At 64.4% G+C, this 23935-nt stretch carries 17 protein-coding genes; all 17 read left to right on the plus strand.

The window, feature by feature from the left end:
- The first annotated feature begins 5 nt into the window (after positions 1 to 5).
- The 17 genes from flgE to KU43P_RS07805 all read left to right on the plus strand — a co-directional run bounded on the left by flgE (position 6) and on the right by KU43P_RS07805 (position 23935).
- A complete protein-coding gene (gene flgE / locus KU43P_RS07725) occupies positions 6 to 1367 on the plus strand; it encodes a flagellar hook protein FlgE (RefSeq protein ID WP_317662018.1) in 1362 nt (453 codons plus the stop codon).
- 72 nt (positions 1368 to 1439) lie between these two features.
- Complete coding sequence (locus KU43P_RS07730) at positions 1440 to 1625, plus strand: hypothetical protein (RefSeq protein ID WP_317662020.1); 186 nt, start codon at positions 1440 to 1442, stop codon at positions 1623 to 1625.
- Between the two features lie 297 nt (positions 1626 to 1922).
- Positions 1923 to 2663, plus strand: a complete 741-nt coding sequence (flgF, locus tag KU43P_RS07735; protein ID WP_317662022.1) for a flagellar basal-body rod protein FlgF — start codon at positions 1923 to 1925, stop codon at positions 2661 to 2663.
- 47 nt (positions 2664 to 2710) lie between these two features.
- A complete protein-coding gene (flgG, locus tag KU43P_RS07740; RefSeq protein ID WP_054900084.1) occupies positions 2711 to 3496 on the plus strand; it encodes a flagellar basal-body rod protein FlgG in 786 nt (261 codons plus the stop codon).
- A 35-nt stretch (positions 3497 to 3531) separates the two neighbouring features.
- Positions 3532 to 4227, plus strand: a complete 696-nt coding sequence (flgH, locus tag KU43P_RS07745; protein ID WP_317662031.1) for a flagellar basal body L-ring protein FlgH — start codon at positions 3532 to 3534, stop codon at positions 4225 to 4227.
- A gap of 12 nt (positions 4228 to 4239) precedes the next feature.
- The gene (locus KU43P_RS07750; RefSeq protein WP_317662033.1) at positions 4240 to 5349 is read left to right on the plus strand and encodes a flagellar basal body P-ring protein FlgI; all 1110 of its coding nucleotides are present in this window, start codon (positions 4240 to 4242) and stop codon (positions 5347 to 5349) included.
- An 11-nt stretch (positions 5350 to 5360) separates the two neighbouring features.
- Positions 5361 to 6524: a flagellar assembly peptidoglycan hydrolase FlgJ gene (gene flgJ, locus KU43P_RS07755; RefSeq protein WP_317662034.1), complete on the plus strand. Its 1164-nt coding sequence runs from the start codon at positions 5361 to 5363 to the stop codon at positions 6522 to 6524.
- Positions 6525 to 6536: 12 nt separating this feature from the next.
- Entirely contained in the window at positions 6537 to 8567 is a 2031-nt protein-coding gene (gene flgK, locus KU43P_RS07760; protein WP_317662035.1) for a flagellar hook-associated protein FlgK, read from the plus strand.
- Between the two features lie 15 nt (positions 8568 to 8582).
- Positions 8583 to 10166 carry a flagellar hook-associated protein 3 gene (locus tag KU43P_RS07765; RefSeq protein WP_317662036.1) on the plus strand — a complete coding sequence of 528 codons (1584 nt, stop codon included), beginning with the start codon at positions 8583 to 8585 and terminating at the stop codon, positions 10164 to 10166.
- A 73-nt stretch (positions 10167 to 10239) separates the two neighbouring features.
- Positions 10240 to 13812, plus strand: coding sequence for a glycosyltransferase (locus KU43P_RS07770; protein WP_317662037.1), 3573 nt, complete (start codon positions 10240 to 10242; stop codon positions 13810 to 13812).
- Between the two features lie 64 nt (positions 13813 to 13876).
- Entirely contained in the window at positions 13877 to 16612 is a 2736-nt protein-coding gene (locus tag KU43P_RS07775) for a glycosyltransferase family 2 protein (protein WP_317662038.1), read from the plus strand.
- Between the two features lie 227 nt (positions 16613 to 16839).
- Entirely contained in the window at positions 16840 to 17610 is a 771-nt protein-coding gene (gene rfbF / locus KU43P_RS07780) for a glucose-1-phosphate cytidylyltransferase (protein ID WP_317662039.1), read from the plus strand.
- On the plus strand, positions 17592 to 18665 hold the full coding sequence (gene rfbG / locus KU43P_RS07785) for a CDP-glucose 4,6-dehydratase (protein ID WP_317662040.1): 1074 nt from the start codon (positions 17592 to 17594) through the stop codon (positions 18663 to 18665). Before rfbF ends, rfbG begins: the two co-directional genes overlap by 19 nt.
- The gene (gene rfbH / locus KU43P_RS07790) at positions 18662 to 19984 is read left to right on the plus strand and encodes a lipopolysaccharide biosynthesis protein RfbH (protein WP_317662041.1); all 1323 of its coding nucleotides are present in this window, start codon (positions 18662 to 18664) and stop codon (positions 19982 to 19984) included. The genes rfbG and rfbH overlap by 4 nt, the downstream gene beginning before the upstream one ends.
- Positions 19984 to 20679 carry a sugar phosphate nucleotidyltransferase gene (locus KU43P_RS07795; RefSeq protein WP_317662043.1) on the plus strand — a complete coding sequence of 232 codons (696 nt, stop codon included), beginning with the start codon at positions 19984 to 19986 and terminating at the stop codon, positions 20677 to 20679. The genes rfbH and KU43P_RS07795 overlap by 1 nt, the downstream gene beginning before the upstream one ends.
- The gene (locus KU43P_RS07800; protein WP_317662045.1) at positions 20676 to 22040 is read left to right on the plus strand and encodes a CBS domain-containing protein; all 1365 of its coding nucleotides are present in this window, start codon (positions 20676 to 20678) and stop codon (positions 22038 to 22040) included. Before KU43P_RS07795 ends, KU43P_RS07800 begins: the two co-directional genes overlap by 4 nt.
- On the plus strand, positions 22037 to 23935 hold the full coding sequence (locus tag KU43P_RS07805; RefSeq protein WP_317662047.1) for an N-acetylneuraminate synthase family protein: 1899 nt from the start codon (positions 22037 to 22039) through the stop codon (positions 23933 to 23935). Before KU43P_RS07800 ends, KU43P_RS07805 begins: the two co-directional genes overlap by 4 nt.

Here is a 23935-nt window from a genome sequence, read left to right on the forward strand (position 1 = left end):
AATTCATGTCTTTCAATATCGGCCTTAGCGGTCTGTACGCAGCCAACAAGCAACTGGACGTTACCGGCAACAACATCGCCAACGTCAACACCACCGGCTTCAAATCGTCGCGCGCCGAGTTCGCCGACGTCTACGCTGGCGCCAACCGCCTGGGTGTGGGCAAGAACCAGGTGGGCGCCGGTGTACGCCTGGCAGCCATTTCGCAGCAGTTCACCCAGGGTGACGTCAACACCACCGGCAACGTGCTGGACATGGGCATCCAGGGCCAGGGCTTCTTCGTGCTCTCCGACAACGGCGCGCGGGTTTACACCCGTGCCGGCGCCTTCCAGGCTGACAAGAACAACTTCGTGGTGACCTCGGACGGCCTGCGCCTGCAGGGCTATGCGGCCGACTCCAATGGCAAGATCCAGAAGGGTGTGCTGACCGATCTGAAGATCGACACTTCGGCCCTCAAGCCCAAGGCCACCACCCTGATCGACCAGGGCATCAACCTGAACTCCTCGGCTACCGACATTCCGCTGCAGGTCTATGACGACAGCACGCCGCCGGTACTGGTACCCAACAAGGTATTCGACCCCTCCGACGAAACCACCTACACCAAGTCGTTCCCGACCAAGGTGTATGACAGCCAGGGTAACGAGCACACCCTGGAGCAGTTCTACCGTAAGACCGACACCAACGAGTGGACCATGTACACCCTGGTCGACGGCCGCAACCCGTTCGATCCGTCGTCGACCACTCCGCTGACCGGCACCATCAGTTTCAACAGCGATGGTTCGGTGAAATCCATGGCGGCCGATAACACCGGCCACCCGACAGGTTCGTCGTTCACCGTAACCAACAACACCTTCACCATGACCGGCTGGGTGCCTGCCGTGGAAGACTCCGCTGGCAACTGGGCAAGCAACGGCGCCACCGGCAATGCCGAAGGCATGAAGCTGTCGATGAACAGCACCACCTCCTACAACACCGAGACCGCGCGCATGTCGCAGTCCCAGGACGGTTATGCCACCGGTATCCTGTCGAGCCTGAGCATCGACTCCACCGGCGTGCTGTTCGCCAGCTTCAGCAACCAGCAGTCGCGTGCCATCGGCCAAGTAGCTCTGGCCGGCTTCGCCAACGAGCAGGGGTTGCAGCAGATTGGCGGTACTCGCTGGACCGAAACCTACAGCTCCGGCATCCCGGGCATCGATGCGCCGAAGACCGGTACGCTGGGCAGCGTCGAGTCCAACGCCCTGGAAGGCTCCAACGTCAACCTGACCCAAGAGCTGGTCGAGCTGATCAAGGCGCAGAGCAACTATCAGGCGAACGCCAAGACCATCTCCACCGAAAGCACCATCATGCAGACCATCATCCAGATGACCTGATGGTCGCGGCTTGATGGTGTGAGGACGAACCCCTTTGTCGTGAAGGGGTTCGTCGTTTTTGCCGGAGGATTCATGAAAAGGCTGGTTGTCGCATTGCTGGCTGCTTTTTGCCTGTACCAGGCGCAGGCAGGTACGGCGCCGTGGTGGCGTTGGGAAAGCCAGGTGGATGGGCGCCTGGTGTGTTCGCAGTGGTCGCCGGGGGAGGGCTGGAAGCGCTTTGCCGGTCCTTACAACAACGGCGGTTGCCGGGAACGATGATTGCTGTGCCTGCCTCATCGCCGGCAAGCCGGCTCCTACAGGTACGGCACTGACTTGAGCAACACCGCCGCACCTGTGGGAGCCGGCTTGCCGGCGATGAGGCCGCCACAGGCAGCCGCCATTGCCGCCACCGGCAATCAGGCGCCGGATAACCGGCGTTCGCCCCTCCGCTAAAACCCGCCAAAGCCCGTATTCACGGGCTTTTTCTCACTTTCAAAAAGTTGGTTCGGAACTTGCTTTAGTGCCTGCACAGCAACGGCAAGCGGCAAACGCTCGCCAGTGCAGCGGAGGATGACTGTGGACAAGATGCTTTACGTGGCCATGACCGGCGCCAGCCAGAACGCGCTGGCGCAGAAGGCCCACGCCAACAACCTGGCGAACATTTCCACCAACGGCTTCCAGCGTGACCTGGAGCAGGCCCGCTCGATGCCGGTGTTCGGTGACAGCTTTCCGTCGCGAGCCTTTGCGATGACCGAGCGCCCGGCCACCGACTTCAGCGAAGGGCCGATGGTCGAGACCGGGCGTGACCTGGATGTGGCCGTGGCCGGCCAGGGCTTCATCGCCGTGCAGGCTCCCGACGGTAGCGAAGCCTATGTGCGTACCGGCAGCTTGAACATCGACGCCCTCGGCGTGCTGCGCGCCGGCAACGGCATGCCGGTGATCGGCAACGGTGGCCCCATCGCCATTCCGCCTGAGCAGAAGGTCGAAGTCGGCGAAGACGGCACCATCAGCATCCGCTCCATGGGCGAAGACCCGCGGGTGATGGCCGAGGTCGACCGCATCAAGCTGGTCAATCCCGACACCAAGGGCCTGACCAAAGGCCTGGACGGGCTGATCCACACCGGCAACGGCCAGCCTGCGGCTGCCGACGTCAACGTGCGTGTGGTCTCGGGCTTCCTGGAGGGCAGCAACGTCAACGCCGTGGAAGAAATGACCTCGGTACTGGCGCTGTCCCGTCAATTCGAACTGCACGTCAAGATGATGAACGCGGCCAAGGAAGGCGATGAAGCCATGGCGCGTGTTTTGCAACTCGGCTAACCACACTTGAACGGGTGCCGTAAAACAGGCGCACGAGGAGAATACTGATGCTTCCGGCTCTTTGGGTCGCTAAAACCGGCCTGTCCGCCCAGGACACCAACCTCACGGTCATTTCCAACAACCTGGCCAACGTTTCCACCACCGGCTTCAAGCGTGACCGCGCCGAGTTCCAGGATCTGCTGTACCAGATCAAGCGTCAGCCAGGTGCCCAGTCGACCCAGGACAGCGAGCTGCCGTCGGGCCTGCAGGTCGGTACCGGTGTGCGCATCGTCGGCACCCAGAAGAACTTCCAGACCGGCAGCCTGCAAACCACCGAGAACCCGCTGGACATGGCGGTCAACGGCCGTGGCTTCTTCCAGGTACTGCAGCCGGACGGCACCGTTTCGTACACCCGCGACGGTACCTTCCACCTGAACTCCGACGGCCAGATCGTCACCGCCAACGGCTTCGCCCTGGAGCCTGCGATCGTGGTGCCGAACGACGCCCAGACCTTCACCGTGGGCCAGGATGGCACCGTGTCGATCACCACTGCCGGCAACCCGGCTGCCCAGGTGATCGGCAACATCCAGACCGCCGACTTCATCAACCCGGCTGGCCTGCAGGCCATTGGCGAGAACCTGTTCCTGGAAACCGCCGCCAGTGGCGCGCCACAGGTTGGTACTCCAGGCCTGAACGGCTTCGGCACCACCCTGCAGCAGACCCTGGAAAACTCCAACGTCAGCACCGTCGAAGAGCTGGTGAACATGATCACCACCCAGCGTGCCTACGAGATGAACTCCAAAGTCATCTCCACCGCCGACCAGATGCTGTCGTTCGTCACCCAGCAGCTGTAAGCCCTAGTCCCTGATACACCGTGAGGTAATGAGTCATGAAGCGTTCGTTGTCTGTCTTCGCCCTGGGGGGGGCGGTGTTGCTGGCTGGTTGCGTCGCGCCGACGCCCAAGCCCAACGACCCGTACTACGCGCCGGTTCTGCCGCGCACCCCATTGCCGGCGGCGGCCAACAACGGTTCGATTTACCAGGCCGGGTTCGAGCAGAGCCTGTACACCGACCGCAAGGCCTTCCGGGTCGGTGACATCATTACCATCACGCTCAACGAGAAGACCTCGGCGAGCAAGAATGCCGGCTCGCAGATTCAGAAGAACAGCAAGGCAGACATCGGCCTGACCTCGCTGTTCGGCACCACGCCGAACACCAACAACCCGTTCGGCAGTGGCGACCTGAGCCTCGAAGCCGGCTACAGCGGTGACCGCGCCACCAAGGGCGACAGCAAGGCGACCCAGGGCAACACCCTGACCGGCTCGATCACCGTCACCGTCGCCGAAGTGCTGCCCAACGGCATCATCGCCGTGCGCGGCGAGAAATGGCTGACTCTGAACACCGGCGAAGAGCTGGTGCGCATCGCCGGCCTGGTGCGCGCCGACGACATCGCCACCGACAACACCGTGCCATCGACCCGGGTGGCCGATGCACGTATCACCTATTCGGGCACCGGCTCGTTCGCCGATGCCAGCCAGCCGGGTTGGCTCGATCGCTTCTTCATCAGCCCGCTCTGGCCTTTCTGAGTACGGATGAACATGTTCAACCTTAGGCAGCTGATTGCCGCAACCTTGCTCCTGTCCTGCGCGTTCGGTGCCCATGCCGAACGCCTGAAGGACATCGCCAGCATTTCTGGCGTGCGTTCCAACCAGTTGATCGGTTACGGCCTGGTGGTGGGGCTCAACGGCACGGGTGACCAGACCACCCAGACGCCGTTCACCCTGCAGACCTTCAACAACATGCTGTCGCAGTTCGGCATCAAGGTGCCGGCAGGTTCCGGCAACGTGCAGTTGAAGAACGTCGCGGCAGTGTCGGTGCATGCCGACCTGCCGGCCTTCGCCAAGCCAGGCCAGGTGGTGGACATCACCGTGTCCTCGATCGGCAACTCCAAGAGCCTGCGCGGCGGCAGCCTGCTGATGACCCCCCTCAAGGGTATCGATGGCAACGTCTATGCCATCGCCCAGGGCAACCTGGTGGTCGGCGGTTTCGATGCCGAGGGCCGTGACGGTTCGAAGATCACCGTCAACGTACCGTCGGCCGGCCGCATCCCTGGCGGTGCTTCGGTCGAGCGCGCGGTGCCGAGTGGCTTCAACCAGGGCAACACCCTGACCCTGAACCTCAATCGCCCTGATTTCACCACCGCCAAGCGCATCGTCGACAAGGTCAACGAACTGCTTGGCCCAGGTGTCGCCCAGGCCGTGGACGGCGGCTCGGTGCGGGTCAGTGCGCCGATGGACCCGAGCCAGCGCGTCGACTACCTGTCGATCCTGGAAAACCTCGAGATCGACCCGGGCCAGGCGGTTGCCAAGGTCATCATCAACTCGCGTACCGGCACCATCGTGATTGGCCAGAACGTCAAGGTCTCGCCGGCGGCCGTAACCCACGGCAGCCTCACCGTGACCATTACCGAAGACCCGATCGTCAGCCAGCCGGGGCCGTTCTCCAATGGCCAGACCGCCGTGGTGCCGCGCTCGCGGGTCAATGCCGAACAGGAAGCCAAGCCGATGTTCAAGTTCGGCCCGGGCACCACGTTGGATGAGATCGTCCGTGCGGTGAACCAGGTGGGCGCAGCGCCTGGCGACCTGATGGCCATCCTCGAAGCCCTGAAGCAGGCCGGCGCGTTGCAAGCCGACCTGATCGTGATCTGAGGACGCTGGCGATGAACTCCAAGAGCCTGGTCTCCAGCACAGCCGACAGCGGCGCCTACACCGACCTCAATCGCCTGAGCTCGCTCAAGCACGGTGACCGCGACAGCGATGCCAACGTGCGCAAGGTGGCCCAGGAATTCGAGTCACTGTTCATCAGCGAGATGCTCAAGGCCTCGCGCAAGGCCAGCGATGTGCTGGCCGACGACAACCCGATGAACACCGAGACGGTCAAGCAGTACCGCGACATGTACGACCAGCAGCTGGCCGTGAGCATGTCTCGCGAAGGTGGCGGTATTGGCCTGCAGGACGTGCTGGTGCGCCAGTTGTCCAAGCACAAGCCAGCCACGGCCAACACCAGCCCGTTCCCGCGCATCGAAGGCAATGCCCCGACGCTGTGGGGCAACAAGGTGGCAGAGCCTGTACATGCGGCCCAGTCTGCCCTGCGCAACGACGTGGCCGCGCTCAATTCGCGGCGCCTGGCGTTGCCAAGCAAGCTCACCGATCGTTTGCTGGCCGGTATCGTGCCGTCGGCAGGCGGCACCGCAGCCACCACCAATACCTTGGCTGTGCCAGTGCGTGACGGGCAGCAGGTGGCAAGGGCCATAGCCGTGCCCGACAACGGCCTGCGTATCACTGGGCGCGCCGTGGCCCAGCCGCCGCTGGCACCGAAGAAAGCCTTTGCCGACAGCGACGAATTCGTCGCCACCATGCTGCCGATGGCCGAGCAGGCCGCCAAGCGCATCGGTATCGATCCACGTTACCTGGTGGCCCAGGCCGCGCTGGAAACCGGCTGGGGCAAGTCGGTCATGCGCAACAGCGATGGCAGCAGCAGCCACAACCTGTTCGGCATCAAGGCCACCGGCAACTGGGAAGGCGATTCGGCGCGGGCGATCACCAGCGAATTCCGCGATGGCCAGTTCGTCAAGGAAACGGCGGCGTTCCGTTCCTACGATTCCTACCAGGACAGCTTCCACGATCTGGTCAGCCTGCTGCAGAACAATTCCCGCTATCAAGATGCGGTGAAGTCGGCCGATAGACCAGAACAGTTCGTGCAAGAGTTGCAGAAGGCCGGGTACGCCACCGACCCGAATTACGCCAGCAAGATCTCGCAGATCGCAAGACAGATGAAGTCGTACGAGCAATACGCAGCGCTCGGTACCACAACGAAACTTTAAGGGCATGGAACCATGGCGAGTCTGATCAACATTGGTATGTCGGGGCTTGGCGCCGCGCAGTCGGGGATGTACACCCTCGGTAACAACATCGCCAACGCCGACGTCGAGAGCTACTCGCGCCAGCAGAACGTGCAGAAGACCAAGGGCGGCCAGCAGGTCGGCCAGGTCTTCATGGGCACCGGCACCACGCTGGCCGATGTGCGCCGGGTGTACAACTCGTTCCTCGAGAACCAGCTGCGCACCACCACCTCGCTGAGCAGCGATGCCTCCTCGTACCTGGACCAGATCTCGCCGCTGGACACTGCCCTGTCGAGCAGCGACACCGGCATCACCGCCGCCCTGCAGAGCTTCTTCAGCGCCATGCAGGACGCTGCGGCCAAGCCCACCGAAGACGCTTCGCGTCAGCTGCTGCTGACCAGCGCGCAGTCTCTGGCCAAGCGCTTCAACACGCTGGCGTCGCAGCTCAACCAGCAGAACAGCAACATCAACAGCAACATGGCGTCGCTGACCGATCAGGTAAACAACCTGACCAAGACCATTGCTGATCTCAATGACCAGATTTCCCGTGTCAGCTCCGTCACCGGCCAGCCCAACGACCTGCTCGACCAGCGCGATGGCGCGGTGCGCGAGTTGAACAAGCTGATCGGCACCGACGTGGTCGAGCGTGAAGGCAACTACGATATCTACCTGAAAAACGGCCAGGCCCTGGTGCTGGGCAAGACCACCCAGACCCTGGGTGTCGAGCCGAGCGCGACCGACCCGACGCGCATGAGCCTGATCCTCAATCGTGGCTCGACCAAGATGGACATCACCAACAGCGCCACCGGTGGCGAGCTCGGTGGGTTGATCCGCTACCGCAAGGAAACCCTCGACCCGGCGCTCAACGAGTTGGGCCGCGTGGCCCTGGTGGTAGCCGACGCGATCAACAGCCAGTTGGCCCAGGGTATCGACAAGAATGGTGACTTCGGCGCCACACTGTTCGGCGATATCAACAGCCTCAAGGCCATCAGCGAGCGCAGTGTCGCCAAGCTCGGCAACAGCGCCGGTTCCGGCAACCTCGACGTGACCATCAAGGACACCGGCAAGCTGTCCACCAGCGATTACCAGGTGACCTTCACCAGCGCCACCGGCTACAGCGTGCGCAAGCTGCCTGAAGGCACCGACATGGGCAGCTTCGACCTTACCGACAACCCACCACCGGTGATCGATGGCTTCACCCTGTCGTTGAACGGCGGTGGCCTGAGCGCCGGTGACAGCTTCAAGATCACCCCAACGCGCAACGCTGCGGCCAGCATCGATACCGTACTCACCGACCCCAAACGCCTGGCGCTGGCTTCGCCACTGACCGCCACCAGTGGCTCTGGCAACAAGGGCACGGGCGTGATTACCCAGCCGACGTTGACGTCGCAGCTGGACATCTACGATGCAGCCCAGCGCACCCAGTTGCAGAACGGCCTGAAATACTCCACGCCGGTCAAGCTGGTGTTCGGAGACGAAGGTACCTCGCCCCAGGCGTACAAAATGTACGACGCCAAGGGTACCGAGATCGGCAGCGGCACCATCATCCCGGGCCAGGAAAACAAGCTGCAACTGTCGGTACCAATGGTCGACGGCAATGGCAACTCGCTGGGTGGCAACTTCACCTTCGAAATGAGCGTGTCCGGCGCACCGAAGAATGGCGACAGCTATTCCGTCGCGCTGACCGGCGCAGGCTCGGCGGACAACCGCAACGGCCAGTCGGTGATCGACCTGCAGACCAAGCCCACCGTCGATGTCGGCGCCAACGGCAAGGGCATCAGCTTCACCGATGCCTACGCCAAGCTGGTGTCCAACGTCGGGGGCAAGGCCGGCCAGGCACAGATGGACAGCGACGCCACCACCGCGCTGCACACCTCGGCGCTGGAAAGCCGCAACAACCTGTCGGGGGTGTCGATCGATGAAGAGACTGGCAACCTGATCAAGTTCCAGCAGTACTACACCGCGTCGTCGCAGATCATCAAGGCGGCTCAGGAAACTTTCGCCACCCTGATCAACAGTCTTTAAAAGGAGCCGTAGATCGTGAGCGTACGCATCTCTACTTCGCAGTTCTACAACACCAGCAGCAGCAACTATCAGCGCAACTTCGCCAACGCGGTGAAAAGCCAGCAGGATGCCAGCGATGGCATCCGCGTGCGCTCTGCCAAGGACGATCCGGTTGGCGCGGCGCGCCTGCTGCAGTTGGAGCAGCAGCAGAACATGCTCAAGCAGTATTCGGGCAACATCACCAGCGTACGCAATGCCCTGGGCACCACCGAGAGCACCCTCAATGCCATCGGCACGATCCTGCAGCGGGTCAACGAACTGGCGGTGAGCTCGGGCAACGGCACCTTCACCGATGCCGATCGCAAGGCCAACGCCGACGAACTGGCCTCGCTGGAAGATCAACTGTTCTCGCTGATGAACAGCAAAGACGAGAACGGCAAGTACATCTTCTCCGGCTCCAAGGGCGATACTGCGCCTTACGTGCGCAATGCCGACGGCACCTACAGCTATCAGGGTGATCAGGGCAAGCTGAACCTGCAGGTGGGTGACATGCTCAGCCTGGCCGCCAACGAGACCGGTTACGACGCCTTCGAGCAGGCGCTCAACACCAGCCGCAGCGAAACCAAGCTGACCGCGCCAGCCACCGACGATGGCCGTGTCAGCCTGTCCAACGGCCAGGTTTCCGGCAGCTCGACCTACAACGACCGTTTCCGCAGTGGCGAGCCGTACACGATCGAGTTCATCAGCAGCACCGAGTACAAGATCACCGACGCCAACAACAACGACGTCACCCTCGAAGCCAGCCAGGGCGGCAAGTTCGACCCCAATGGCGACAACACCACCATCAGCTTCCGGGGTGTCGACCTGCGCCTGGACATCAGCCTCAAGGACGGCGACAAGGGCAACGAAGACGCCGCCATCGCCGGCCATACCTTCAGCCTGAGTTCCAAGGCCGACCAGGTCTCCGGCACCCGTAGCCCAGGCAACACCTCGTCGGAGCAGGTGACGGGCGCGACCATTACCGATGAGGCCGCCTACAAGGCAGCGTTCCCCTCCGGCGGCGCGGTGCTCAAGTTCACCGGCACGAACACCTTCGAGCTGTACGCCTCGCCGATGACCGCAGACAGCCGCCCAGTCGCCTCGGGTGCCCTGGGAGGCCCGAACGGCACGACTGCCACGGCAGCCGGCGTCAGTTTCGAGTTGTCGGGTGCGCCTAATGCGGGCGATTCGTTCGGGGTGAAGGTCGACACGCACCAGACCCAGAACGTGCTCGACACCATCGGCCAACTGCGCAAGGCGCTGACCAGCCCGGTCGACAACGACCCGGTTGCCCGGCAGAACTTCCTCGCCTCGCTGGATTCGGCGATCGGCAACATCGCCAGCGCCACCGATCAGGTGTCCTCGTCGATCAGTGCCATCGGTGGGCGTGGCCAGGCGCTGGATGTGCAGGCGGAAACCAATGAAGCGCTGAGCACCGAAAACACCAAGACCCAGAGCTCGATCCGCGAAAGCGATCCGGCCGAGGTGATGCTGCGTCTGCAGATGCAGACCAACATGCTGCAAGCCTCGCTGCAGGCCTATGCCAAGGTCGCCGGGTTGTCGCTGGTCAACTACATCTGATCCTCCTCTCGTGTCACCGGCCGCGCATTGCCCCTACGGGGCCGTGCGCGGACCTCCTCCCAGGTCCCTCATCGTGAATCATTCGGCTCTCGTCACCCTTGCCATCGCCGCATTCAATCCCGACTTCCTGCGCAGCGCCTTGCTCAGCGCGGTGAACCAGGATTATCCGAACCTCGAAGTGCTGGTGTGTGACGACAGCCGGGGCGAAGACGTGCAGCGGATCGTCGACGAAGTGGCGAGGGAGGCTGGCAAACCGGTGCGCTACCTGCGCAACCCGCAGACACTGGGGTTCGGTGGCAACCTGCTGATGTGCCTCGAACAGGCCCAAGGTGAACTGATCAAGTTCCTCTGCGATGACGATTTGCTGTTCACCGATTGCGTAAGCCTGCAAGCGGCAGTGATGAACGCACATGCCGATGTCAGCATGACCATCTGCCAGCGCATGCTGTGCGCTGCGGACGGTACCTTGCTGCCGTCGCGCAACCTCAACAGTGTGCTGTGTCCGGAAGAGGCCGTGGTCAAGGGCAGTGACCTGCTCGAAGCGCTGGAAGTGGGCGCCCCCAATCTGTTCGGCGGCCTCAGCCATGCGCTGATGCGGGTTGCCCAGGTGAAGATGTTCCTGCCGGCACTGGTCGAGCAGGGGCAGGGCTTCGTTGCACGCCTGGACCTGGCGCTTTACATCTGCCTGATGCGCCGTGGCAACCTGGGGCATCTGGAGCGTTTTCTCAGCGTTGAGCGGCTGCACCCGGGGCGCCTGAGCCACCAACCGAGCGTGACTCTGGCTTACCCCATCGAAACCGACTGGATCAAGGCGATGCTGGCCGCGCGCGGCAGCGAGGCGGCACCGGCCAAGGGCTGGGTGCGCTATGTGCCAATGGCGCGCTATGTCGATGATCAGCATACGTGCTGGGAAGAGTATGACCTCAATGGGCTCAGCGCCCTGCAGGAGGCGCGCACGCTACAGCAGGTGGGCAGCGACAGCCTGTCGTTCGAAGAGGTCTACGCCGAGTGGCTGGACTACCGCACCCTGTCCGATGCCCAGCTCAAGCTGCTGCCCAAGCGTTTCGAGCAATGGCCTGCAAAGCCGCGTATCGTGCCGGTGATCTGGGCTGAGGCGGGCGATGAGCAGGCGCTGCGGGCAACGCTCGACAGCCTGGCGGGGCAATCTTATGCGCCCGCTGCTTGCTGGGTGCTCGCCGCAGAGCAGGTCAAGGCGCCGCAGGTGCCCGGTATCGAATGCCTGCCCCGGCAGGGCAACGGCCTTGCCCAGTTGCAGGCGCGCCTGATGCAGGCGGACAGCGCCGACTGGGTCTTCCTGCTGCAGGCCGGCGACCGCCTGGTGCCCCAGGCGCTGGCGATCATGGCCGAGCGCATGGCGTTGCGTGATCGTGTGTGCCTGTATGTCGATGAAGGGGGCCACGACACCCTCAACCCAGGCATGCCGATCTTCAAGCCGGACTTCAACCTCGACCTGATGCGCAGCTTGCCCTACGTCGGGCGCTTGCTGGCGTTCGAGTGCAAGGCACTGCTTGCCGCAGGCGGGTTCGATGAGCAATTCGACATCCTGGCGCCCCACGACCTGTTCTGGCGCCTGGTGGAGAACCGCGGCCTGCAGGTGGTCGAGCACATCGACGAACTGCTGGTGCACAGCCAGTGGGATTACGGCCAATGGTTGAGTGACCCGCGCTGCGTGGCGCAAGCGCCTCGCGTGGTGCAGGCGCACCTGCAGCGCCTGGGCGTCGAGGCCGAGGTCGAGGGTGCCGCAGACCAGGCGGTATGCCAGGTCACGTATCACCATGAGGGCCAGGCGGGGGTGTCGATCCTGGTGAGTGTCGGCGATGACCTGGCCAAGGCCCGGCGCTGTGTCGAGTCGTTGTTCGAGCACACGGCCTATGGCAACTTCGAAGTGTTGCTGGTTGCCGCTGCCGACGCGCCGCTCGACCTGCGGCAGTGGCTGGAGGCCATGAACAGCCTGGGCAGTGACCAGCTGAGGGTGATCGAAGTGGCCGCCGGCACGCGCGTAGCGCGGCTCAATGAGGCGAGTGCGGTAGCACGGGGTGATTTTCTGCTGATGCTCGACAGCGCCTGCGTGGCCTTCGATGCGCGTTGGCTGGGTGAGTTGATGGCCCAGGCGCAGCGGCCTGAAGTCGGTGTGGTCGGGCCCAAGTTGTGCGACGCTGCCGGCCAAGTGGTGGGCGCCGGGCTGGTACTCGGCTTGCACGGCGAGGTGGGCACTCCGTTCGTGGGGTTGCCGGCGCACGAGAGCGGCTACATGCACAGGCTGCGTTCCACGCAGAACTGCAGTGCCCTGGCTCTTGATTGCCTGCTGGTACGCCGTGAGCTGTTCGAGACCTTGGGTGGTTTCGACCTGGAGGGCTTGCAAGGCTCGTTGCAGGATGCCGATTTTTGCCTGAGGGCGGGCGAGCAGGGGTATCTGCTGGTGTGGACGCCTGCGGCGCTGCTGGCCCGCCTGGGGGCGGCGAGCCACAGCGCCGTGGACAGCCAGCAACTTACTGGCGACAAGGGCCTTTTCTACCAGCGCTGGCTGGCCAAGGTCGCTCGCGATCCGGCGTACAACCGTAACCTCAGCCTCAAGATGGCCAGCTTCACCCTCGAGCCCGGGCTGCGCCAAGGCTGGGATCCTTTCCTCAAGCGGGTGCTGCCTGCTGTGTTGGCGTTGCCCGTCAACTCGTCTGCCGTTGGGCACTATCGCATGACCCAGCCGTTCCATGAGCTGGAAAGTGCCGGCTGGGTCCAGGGCCGGGTGGGTTATCGCTTCCCGGACTTGATCGAGCTGGAGCGTGAAAAGCCCGATGTGGTGGTCTTCCAGTACCGCAGCAAGATGGCTTCGGTCGAGGAGATGGGGCGCCTGGTGCGCTCGTCCAGCGCCCGGCATCTCTACGAGATCGATGACTACATCATCGATGTGCCCAAGCGCAACGACCACTCGCGCAACATGCCCGCCGACATTCGCGAGGCGGTGCGCCAGGGTATCGCCATGTGCGACCGGGTGATCGCCTCCACCGAGCCGTTGGCCGATGCCTTGTCGAGCATGCACCGCGATATCCAGGTGGTGCCCAACATGCTCGCAGCGCAGCTGTGGTGCGGCCTGGCCAGTGAGCGCCAAACCAGCGCCCGTCCGCGTGTGGGCTGGGCGGGTGGCACCAGCCACCGAGGTGACCTGGAGCTGCTGCTGGAGGTGATCAAGACCTTGGCCGACGAGGTCGACTGGGTGTTCTTCGGCATGTGCCCAGATGCGCTGCGCCCTTACGTGAAAGAGTTCCATCCGGGCATACCGATGGCGCTCTACCCGAAGAAGCTGGCCAGCCTCAACCTGGACCTGGCGTTGGCCCCGCTGGAGCAGAACCTGTTCAATGACTGCAAGAGCAACCTTCGCCTGCTCGAATACGGCGCTTGTGGCTTCCCGGTCATCTGTTCGGATACCAAGGCCTACGCCGGTTACCTGCCGTGCACGCGGGTGGCCGGCAATCAGCCGCACGAGTGGCTGGAGGCGATACGCATGCACCTGGCCGACCCGGATGCCAGCTACCGCCAGGGCGACGCCCTGCGCGAAGTGGTGCTGCGCGACTACGTGCTGACCGAGCGCCATCTGCAGCATTGGGCCAACGCCTGGTTGGCCGACTGAAGCACCGCGCCGGCGCCCAGGGCGCCGCCTGCGGTATCACTGGAATTTGAGCATCGGGTACATCATGACTGGACCAACAACCGTGAACACCTTGTCACCCCGCCATACCCATGTCTTGCTGCTGGGCAGCGCCGATCAGGGTTACCGCACGCGCGCCATGGCCTACCTGCAGGCGGGCGGATGCCAGGCCAGCGTTGTCGACGGTGAGACCGGCGAGCAGTTGCGCGCCGCGTTGAAACAGGCGCTGGACCAGGTCGATACGCCGTTCGTGGTGCTGGCCAAGGACAGTGACTTCCTGCTGGTCGATGCCCTGCAACAGGCCCTGGACTGTCTGCAGGCTCACCCCCATGTGCAGGGTGCGCAGGGCTATGCCTTGGGCATGCAGCCGGGTAACAGCACGGTCAGCTATTACCGACTGGGTCGCACGGCCCACCAGGCGGTGGCAGGTGGCCTGCGCGAGCGCGTGCAGCAGTATGGCCTGAGTGGCCTGCAGCCGTGGCGCGCGGTGCTGCGCGTGGATGCGCTGCGCAGCGCCCTGCACGAGGCGGCGCTGCAGGTGGCGGATGAAGACTGGCTGCTCGGCCTGTCCTTTGCGTTGCTGCGCCAAGGGGACATCAAGGTGCTCGAGCAGACCCAGGTGGTCAGCGAGTGCGTGGACCTGGCTGTCGATGCCGACGCCATGCTGCCGGCCATCCGCACCCTGCGCCAATGGGACGAGCAGAAAGGCGGCGACTTCGCGGACGAGGAAGGCTTCGCCATTCTGCGCCAGTTCGCGCTCAGCCTGGGTGCGCCCGACCCTGCGCCGTTGCTGTTCGTATCGCCATGGACCAGCGTGGTCAATGAGCCGGAGCGCAGCTTCGAAGCCCGTCAGTACGTCGAGCTGCCTTACTACAACGCCGGGTTGTTCCGGCAGTTGTCGGCGCTGGAGTTCCTGCAGCACGCCTGGCCGGTGGGCCAGGCCCATGTACGGGCGCTGGAGGGCGCCTGGGTGCGTCAGCGCGATCTGCTGCAGCAGCATGCCAACGACAACGTGAAGACACTGCGCAGCCGGTACTGGCAGGCACTGTCGGTCAACCTCTTCGCGCCACAGATCTGCAGCCTGCTGCTGGACACCTTGGCAGACGATGAAGACGATGCCCGCAACGAACTGCAGGCCTGGATCGAGCGCCTGCAGTTGGTTGGTGCTGCGCAGGTGTCCGAGCGCCTGGCGCACACTCCATCGGGGCAGGTGCTCCAGGCCCTTGCCCAGGCGACCTTGGACGCTGTCGGCCAGCAGCGAGTACGCAAGCACCTGAAGGCTGGCCAGCGCACCGCAATGGCCTTGCTGGTGCTGGACCTGGCAGACGATGACGAAGCCTTGCAACGTACCTTCGACAGTGTGGTCGCCAGTGGCTTGCGCGATCTGCGCATCGTGGTGCTCAAGGCCGGCAAGCTACCTGCGATCACTACCGTGCGCGATACCTTGCACTTCATCAAGGTGTTGCCTGATACCGTTGTTTCGCACCTCAACCAGGTGGTACGCCAGCTCCCGAGCGATTGGCTGATGCTGCTGCAAGCTGGTGACGAGCTGGCCGGCAGCGGCTTGTTGCGCCTGCAGGTAGAGCTGGCGCAGGCAGGCCAGTGCCATGCCGTGTGTGGCAATGAAGTGCAGCGCGACAGTGAAGGCCGCCTGATTGCCATCCAGCGGCCAGGGGCTGACGTCGACCTGCTGCGCAGCCGGCCAGATCTCATGGCGCAGCACTGGCTGTTGCGCAAGGACGTGGTTCTGGAAGTCGGCGGGTACAGCGACGCCTGTCGCCAGGCGCTGGAGTTCGACCTGCTGCTGCGGGTGATCGAGGCCCATGGCCTGGGCGGCCTGGCACATGTCGACGAATACCTGGTGGTCGGCCAGGTCGACCGTGAGGCCATGCTGCCGGGTGTGCTGTCCACGCTTGACCGACACCTGGGTGTGCTGGGCTACCGTGCCCAGGTCGTGCAGGGGCATGAGGGGCGCCTGGACATCGAGTTTCGCCATGCCGCCACCCCGATGGTCAGTATTTTGCTGTCGGCCAGTGGCGACATGCAGCAGCTCGCGGCAAGCCTTGCCAGCATCCAGCAGCGTACCCGATACCCGCGTTATGAAGTGCTGGTGGTCACCGAGGGTGAGCAGCCGCAGGAAGCCAGCCTGGGCGGGCGAGTCAGAATGTTGTCCTGCCCGTCGCAGGCGCTGGCGCAGCGCTTCAATCTGGCGGCAGAGCACGCACGTGGTGAGTACCTGGTGTTGATGAGCGACCGCAGCCAGGTTGCCAACCCAGGCTGGATTGAAGCTTTGCTCAACCAGGCCCAGCGCCCTGAGGTGGGCGTGGTGGGCTGCCAGATGTACGACGCGGACGGCAGCGTCAGCCATGCAGGCTATGAGTTGCTGGAGGGGCAGCAGGTGCATGCCAGCTGGTTGGGCGTCGCCGGCCGCGCCGGTGCTGATGCGTTGGGGTTGGGGGTGGTGCGCGCCAGCCATGCGGTTTCGGCCGATGGCCTGATGGTGCGCAAGGAGGTGTTCGAGGCACTGGGGGGCTTGCCGCAGGGCGATGCGCCAGACATCGCGCTGTGCCTGCAGGTGTCGCAAGCAGGCCTGCTGGTGCTGGTGGCGCCCCAGGCGCAATTGTTCAATGCCGGCGTGCCGTCGCTGCCGTCCGCGGTGCGCGAGGCACTGGCTGCGCAAGCGCCTTGGGCCTTCGCCCGTGCGCTGGCGGTGGATGGCGCGTTCGGCATCGGCGAGCAGCCAGGTGAGGCCGGGCCACGCTGGTTGCGTGAGCTGGGCTAGCCCCCAGCGCAAGATGAAGCCGGGCTCAGCCCGGCTTTTTTTTGTCTGTCGAATGGGGCGAAGCCCCGAAATCTCCTGCCTTTGGGCGCTTTTTCGCGCCATTCGCCCGGCGCTGCGCCATCGATGGGCAAGTTGGCAATCTTTTTGCTTCGCCTGCCCAAGTTGCTGAATTGGTCAGTATTTTGTCAGCCCGGTCCGGGGCAACGGCCTCTCAAGGTAAGTCGACAATGAAAACAGTCATCCTGGCCGGCGGCCTGGGTACACGCATCAGCGAAGAGTCGCATCTTCGTCCCAAGCCGATGATCGAGATCGGTGGCAAGCCGATCATCTGGCACATCATGAAAATCTACTCCCACTACGGGATCAACGATTTCGTGATCTGCCTGGGTTACAAGGGCTATGTGATCAAGGAGTACTTTGCCAACTACTTCCTGCACATGTCCGACGTGACCTTCGACATGTCGGAAAACCGCATGCACATCCACAACCGCAATGCCGAGCCGTGGCGCGTGACCCTGGTCGACACCGGTGACAACACAGCCACCGGCGGGCGCCTGAAGCGTGTGCGCGACTATGTCGGTGACGATACCTTCTGCCTGACCTACGGCGACGGTGTGGCCGATGTCGATATCCCGGCACTGATCGATTTCCACAAGGGGCACGGCAAGCTGTCCACCGTCACTGCCGTGCAGCCGCCAGGACGCTACGGTGCGCTGGATGTGCGTGGCGAGCAGGTGCACGGCTTCCAGGAAAAACCCCTGGGTGACGGCGGCTGGATCAACGGCGGTTTCTTCGTCCTCGAACCGGGCATCTTCGACTACATCGAAGGCGACGACACCACCTGGGAATACGAACCGATGCGCGCTCTGGCCAGCAGCGGCCAGTTGATGACCCATACCCACCGCGGCTTCTGGCAGGCGATGGACACCCTGCGCGATCGCACCTACCTGGAAGAGCGCTGGAAGTCGGGAGAGGCGCAATGGCGGGTATGGTCGTAAGCCGCAGCTTCTGGGCCGGGCGCAGGGTCTTCCTGACTGGCCACAGCGGTTTCAAAGGCAGTTGGCTGGCGTTGTGGCTCAGCGAGCTGGGTGCCGAGGTGTACGGCTATTCGCTGGCACCGTGCACGTCTCCTGCCTTGCACGACAGCGCACGCCTGGCCGAGCGAGTGGCCGGCGAATTCGCCGACATACGTGATGCCGAGCAGTTGACGCGCAGCCTGGTGGCGTTCGAGCCGGAGATCGTCCTGCACCTGGCGGCGCAGCCACTGGTGCGCGAGTCGTACCGCACGCCAGCGCAGACCTATGCCACCAACGTCACGGGCACGCTCAACCTGCTCGAAGCGGTGCGCCGCTGTGACACGGTGCGTGCGGTTCTGGTGGTGACCAGCGACAAGTGCTACGAGAACCGCGAGTGGCTGTGGCCCTATCGCGAGCAGGATGCCCTGGGCGGTCACGACCCCTACAGCAGCAGCAAGGCCTGCGTCGAACTGCTCTGCGCCTCGTGGCGCGAGTCGTTCCTGCGCGAGCGCGGCGTGGCCTTGGCCACTGCACGGGCCGGCAACGTGATTGGCGGTGGCGACTGGTCGGCCGACCGCCTGCTGCCCGACATCCTGCGGGCCTGGGACGCAGGGCAGGCGCTGACCTTGCGCTACCCCGGTGCGGTGCGCCCCTGGCAGCACGTGCTCGACCCCTTGCAGGGCTACCTGTTGCTGGCCCAGGCGCTGGTCGAACAGGGCCAGGCACTGGCTCAGGCATGGAACTTCGGGCCTGACAGCGAAGGCACGGCAACCGTGGGTGAAGTGGTCGAGGCCATGGCCGCGCTGTGGCCTGGCGAGGCGCGCTGGGCCGTCGAGGCCGGTGTCCAGCCTCACGAGGCCGGGTTGCTCACCCTCGATTCATCCCGCGCGCGCCAGCAATTGGGCTGGCGCCCGCAATGGGATCTGCAGCAGGCCCTGCGGCAGACCCTGGAGTGGCATCGCGCCTGGCGCGACGGTCAAGACATGCAGCAATACAGCCGCGCGCAGATCGCGGCCCATGAAGGCGGAAAACAATGACTGATCAAACGGCGCAGCAGTTGCGCCAGCAAATTGCCGAACTGGTGGGCCGTTACGCGGAACTCGAGTTGACCGCACCTGCGTTCGTGCCGGGGCAGCATGCCGTGCCGCCATCGGGCAAGGTCATCGGTGCGCCGGAGCTGCAGGCCATGACTGAGGCGGTGCTGGACGGCTGGCTGACCACCGGGCGTTTCAACCAGGCCTTCGAAAAGCGTCTGGCCCGCTACCTGGGGCGCCGTGGCGTACTGACCGCCAACTCGGGGTCTTCGGCCAACCTGCTGGCGTTTTCCGCGCTGACCTCGCCGCGCCTGGGTGACCGGGCGATCCGCAAGGGTGACGAAATCATCGGTGTGGCGGCGGGCTTCCCGACCACGGTCAACCCGATCCTGCAGTTCGGTGCCGTGCCGGTGTTCGTCGATATCGAGATGGGCACCTACAACATCGACCCTGCATTGATCGAGGCGGCAATCAGCCCGCGGACCAAGGCAATCATGCTGGCCCATACCCTGGGCAACCCGTTCAACCTCAAGGTCGTGCGCGAGCTGTGCGACCGCTACGGGCTGTGGTTGATCGAGGACTGCTGCGACGCCCTCGGCGCGACCTACGATGGGCGCCAGGTCGGCAGCTTCGGCGACCTGGGTACCCTGAGCTTCTACCCCGCGCACCACATCACCATGGGCGAGGGCGGTGCGGTGTTCACCGATTCGCCGCTGCTCAAACGCATCGTCGAGTCGTTCCGCGACTGGGGCCGTGACTGCTATTGCGGCCCAGGCGAGGACAACACCTGCTCCAAGCGCTTCTGCTGGCAACTGGGCGACCTGCCGCAAGGTTACGACCACAAGTACACCTACTCGCACTTGGGCTACAACCTGAAGATCACCGACATGCAGGCCGCCTGTGCGTTGGCGCAGATGGACCGGGTCGATGACTTCATCGCTGCACGCAAGCGCAACTTCAACTGGCTCAGCGAGCGCCTGGCCGGCTGCAGCGAGCAGTTGATCCTGCCGCACGCCACACCCAACAGTGACCCTTCCTGGTTCGGCTTCCCGCTGACCCTGCGTGACGGCTGTGGCGTCGAGCGCCTGGACCTGCTGCGCCACCTGGACGCGCAGAACGTGGGCACACGCCTGCTGTTCGCCGGCAACCTGACCCGCCAGCCTTATCTGCAAGGCCTGGAATACCGCGTGTCGGGTGAGCTGACCGTGACCGACAAAGTGATGAAGGACACCTTCTGGATCGGCTTGTGGCCAGGCTTGACCGATGACCACCTGGAACATGCTGCCAGCAGTATCGAGCAGTACGTGCGGAGGCTGCGCTGATGCGTGCCTACGTTCTGTGCGGCGGCTTCGGCACGCGCCTGCAGAGCGTGACCCAGGGCTCGCAAAAGGCCCTGGTCAGCGTGCATGGCGCGCCCTTCCTGCAAGCGGTGCTGTGCCAGCTGGCGCAGGCCGGCATTACCCAGGTGGTGCTGTGCGCGCACTACCGCGCCGACCAGGTGGCCGAGCAACTGCCGGCCCTGGCCCAGGCCAGCGGCCTGGCGCTGCACCTGGTGGTCGAGGCCGAGCCGCTGGGCACCGGCGGGGCGCTGCTCAATGCGCTGCACGAACACCCGGCAGCGGGGCGCTACCTGGTGCTCAATGCCGACACTTACCTGGATGCACCGGCCTACCGCCTGGCCGTCCAGGGCTCCGGCAATGCCATCCTCGGTGTCCAGGTCGACGAGCGCAGCCGTTACGGCAGCCTGGCGCTTGACGAACAGGGCGCGCTGCACGCGATCAACGAAAAAGGCGTGGCCGGCCCAGGGCTGATCAATGCCGGGGTCTATGCGTTCGACGCTGAGGCGTTTGCCGCAGCCGCTGGGCACGCCTGCTCGCTCGAGCGCGACCTGTTGCCCACCTTGTTGCGGCGCAGCGCGGTCGCTGTGTGCCAGTACCAGGGGCGATTCATCGATATCGGCACGCCGGAATCGTTTGCCCGTTACTCCAGCGAATTCCAGATGAGCGCTGCCCAATGAACTCACTCGTCCAGACCCTGAGCATCAGCGAAAAGCACAGCATCCTCGATGCCGTCGAACGCATCGAGGCCGGCGCCCTGCAGATCGTTTTCGTCGTCGATGGCGCCGGGCGCCTGGTCGGCGTGGTCACCAACGGCGACGTGCGCCGGCACTTGTTGCAAGGTGGGCAGACCGACCTGCCGGTAACGGCCTGCATGAACCGCCAATTCCGAGCGGTGCCGGTGGGTACCTCGCGCGAGGAGCTGCTCAAGCTGTTCGACCTGGGCTACATCGCTCTGCCGGGTCTGGATGTCGAGCAGCGGCTGGTTGAGGTGTACACCCGCCAGCTTGCTGCCAGTGCCGAAGTGCCGGTGCTGGCTCGGGCACGTGCGCCGGTGCGCATGAGCTTCTGCGGTGGTGGTACCGACCTGACCTATTTCTTCATCGACCATCCGGCCGCCGTGCTGAGCTGCACCGTGGGCCTCTACGCCCACGCCACGCTGGTGCCGCGCAACGACAAGCAGATCACCATCCATGCCGAGGACCTAGGCCGCGAAGAGCATTTCGATTGCCTGGCAGATCTGCTGGCCACCCCCGAGAAGAGCCTGCTGGCGACGATCGTTGCGGTGATCAAGCCCAAGTACGGCTTCGACCTGTTCCTGCGCTCGGACTTCCCGGTGGGGTCGGGCCTGGGCGGCTCGTCGGCGGCCACCACGGCCACCATCGCGGTGTTCAACGAGCTGCGCCAGGACCGCTGGAGCACCTACGAGATTGCCGAACTGGCGTTCCAGGCCGAGCGCCTGTGTTTTGGCATCGCCGGAGGGTGGCAGGACCAGTACGCCTCGGCGTTCGGCGGCTTCAACCTGATCGAGTTCGAGAACCAGCGCAACCTGGTGCACCCGATCCGCCTGGAGGATGCCATTCGCAACGAGTTCGAGTCGTGCCTGCTGCTGTGCAACACCGGCATCTCCCACGACTCGGGCCGGCTGCACGAGCTGCAGCGTGAAGAGATCGCGGCCGAGGAGTCGCAGACCGAACTGCTGCATGCCAGTGTCACCCTCTGCCGGCGCATGCATCGGCACCTGATTCGCGGCGAGCTGCGCGGGGTCGGTGAATGCCTGGATGAAGCGTGGCGGCTGAAGAAGCGCTTTTCCTCGGCGATCAGCCACGGGCGCCTTGACGCCATCTACGACGCGGCAATCGCCGCCGGCGCGGTCGGCGGCAAGCTGCTCGGTGCTGGCGGCGGTGGCTTCTTCCTGTTCTACGTGCAGCCTCAACTGCGCCAGCGTGTGATCGACGTGCTGGCGGGTGTGGGCTGTCAGACCCAGAATTTCCGCTTTGAATCCAGCGGCGTAACCTCATGGCGAGCGAAAATCCAATGACTTCCATTCTTCTCGACGGCGTCCCTGTTGGCGGCGAGCGTGTCTACGTCATCGCCGAAGTGGGCAACAACCACAATGGCTCCCTGGCGCTGGCCCGGCAACTGGTGGATGCGGCGATCGAGGCCGGTGCCGATTGCGTCAAGTTCCAACTGCGCAACCGCGAAGCGCTGTACCGGCGCAAGGCCGATGGCTCGCGCGCCGAAGACCTGGGCGTCGAATACATCCAGGACCTGCTGGACAAGGTCGAGCTGAGCCTCGATGAACACCGCCAGGTGCGTGAGTACTGCGCCCACAAGGGCATCACCTACCTGTGCACGCCGTGGGACGAGCCGAGTGTCGATGCGCTTGCCGAGTTCGACGTGGCAGCGCTGAAGATCGCCTCGGCGGACCTGTGCAACCCGTACCTGATCGCCAAGGCCGCGAGCCTGGGCAAGCCGCTGATTCTCTCCACCGGCATGTCGTTCGAGCACGAGATCATTCGTGCCATCGAGCAGTTGCAGGCACTGGGCACGCCGTTTGCCCTGCTGCACTGCAACAGCGCCTACCCGGCCCCTGAGTCCGACATCCAGCTGGGCTACCTGGGGCGCTTGCAGCAGTTGCACGGGCTGATCGGTTACTCGGGGCACGAGCGCGGCATCGCCATCACCCTGGGCGCCGTGGCGCTGGGGGCGAAACTGGTGGAACGCCACATCACCCTGGATCGCGACATGGAAGGGCCGGACCACCTGGCCAGCCTGGAGCCGACCGAATTCCGCCAACTGGTCGAAGGTATTCGCCAGTTGGAACTGGCCCTGCCATGGCAGGGGCCTGGCCGTCATGCCAGCCAGGGCGAGCTGCTCAACCGCGAGAACCTCGGCAAAAGCGTGATTGCCGCCCGCCCCATCGCCCGTGGCAGCGTTCTCGAAGCGGGCATGCTGCGCATCGCCAGCCCTGGCCAGGGCCTGGCGCCTTACCGCCTGGAAGAGCTGCTGGGCAAGCCAGCGCAGCGGGACATCGCCCAGGGCGATTTCCTGTTCGAAAGCGACCTGCAAGAACAGCAGCCCGAACAGAAGCTGGCCTTCGACATGCCGGTGCGCTGGGGCGTGCCGGTGCGTTACCACGACTTCCTCGACTACCGCCGACGCATCGAGCCGGACCTGTTCGAGTTCCACCTGTCGTATCGCGACCTGAGCCTCGAACCGCAGCCATTCCTGGCGCCGGTTGCCTGTTCGCGCCTGGTGGTGCATGCCCCGGAGCTGTTCGAGAACAGCGAGCTGCTGGACCTGGTCGCGGACGACCCCGCCTACCGCCAGCGCTCCATCGATAACCTGCAGCGGGTGGTGGAGGCGACCGAGCAGATCGCCGCGTTCTTCCCGGATGCCGATGCCCGGCTGATCGTCGCCAATATCGGCGGCTTTTCCGCCGATGCGCCGCGCCCCCTGGCGATGCGCCCGGCGCTGTACGAGCGCTTCTACGAGAGCTGCGCACGGGTCGACTTCGGCAGCACCGAGCTGATCCCGCAAAACATGGCGCCGTTCCCATGGCACTTCGGCGGCCAGCGTCACCAGAACATTTTCATGATGCCGGACGAGCTGGCCGCCCAGGCCCGTGACAGCGGCATGCGCCTGTGCCTGGACCTGTCGCACCTGCAGATGACCTGCTTCCACTTCGGCCTCGATTTCCAGGAAGCCCTGGGCTTGCTGTTGCCGTACTCGGCGCACCTGCACGTGGCGGATGCCAAAGGCACCAACGGCGAAGGCGTGCTGATGGGCACCGGCGACATCGACTGGCCTGCGGCCTGGGCGCAGATCAAGGCCCATCGGCAGGTGAGCTTCATTCCAGAGGTATGGCAAGGCCATAAGGATCACGGCGCAGGTTTCTGGTCGGCGCTGGCGTTTTTGAATCGATTGAATTGA

This window comes from Pseudomonas sp. KU43P (assembly GCF_033095865.1).
Classification (GTDB): Bacteria; Pseudomonadota; Gammaproteobacteria; order Pseudomonadales; family Pseudomonadaceae; genus Aquipseudomonas.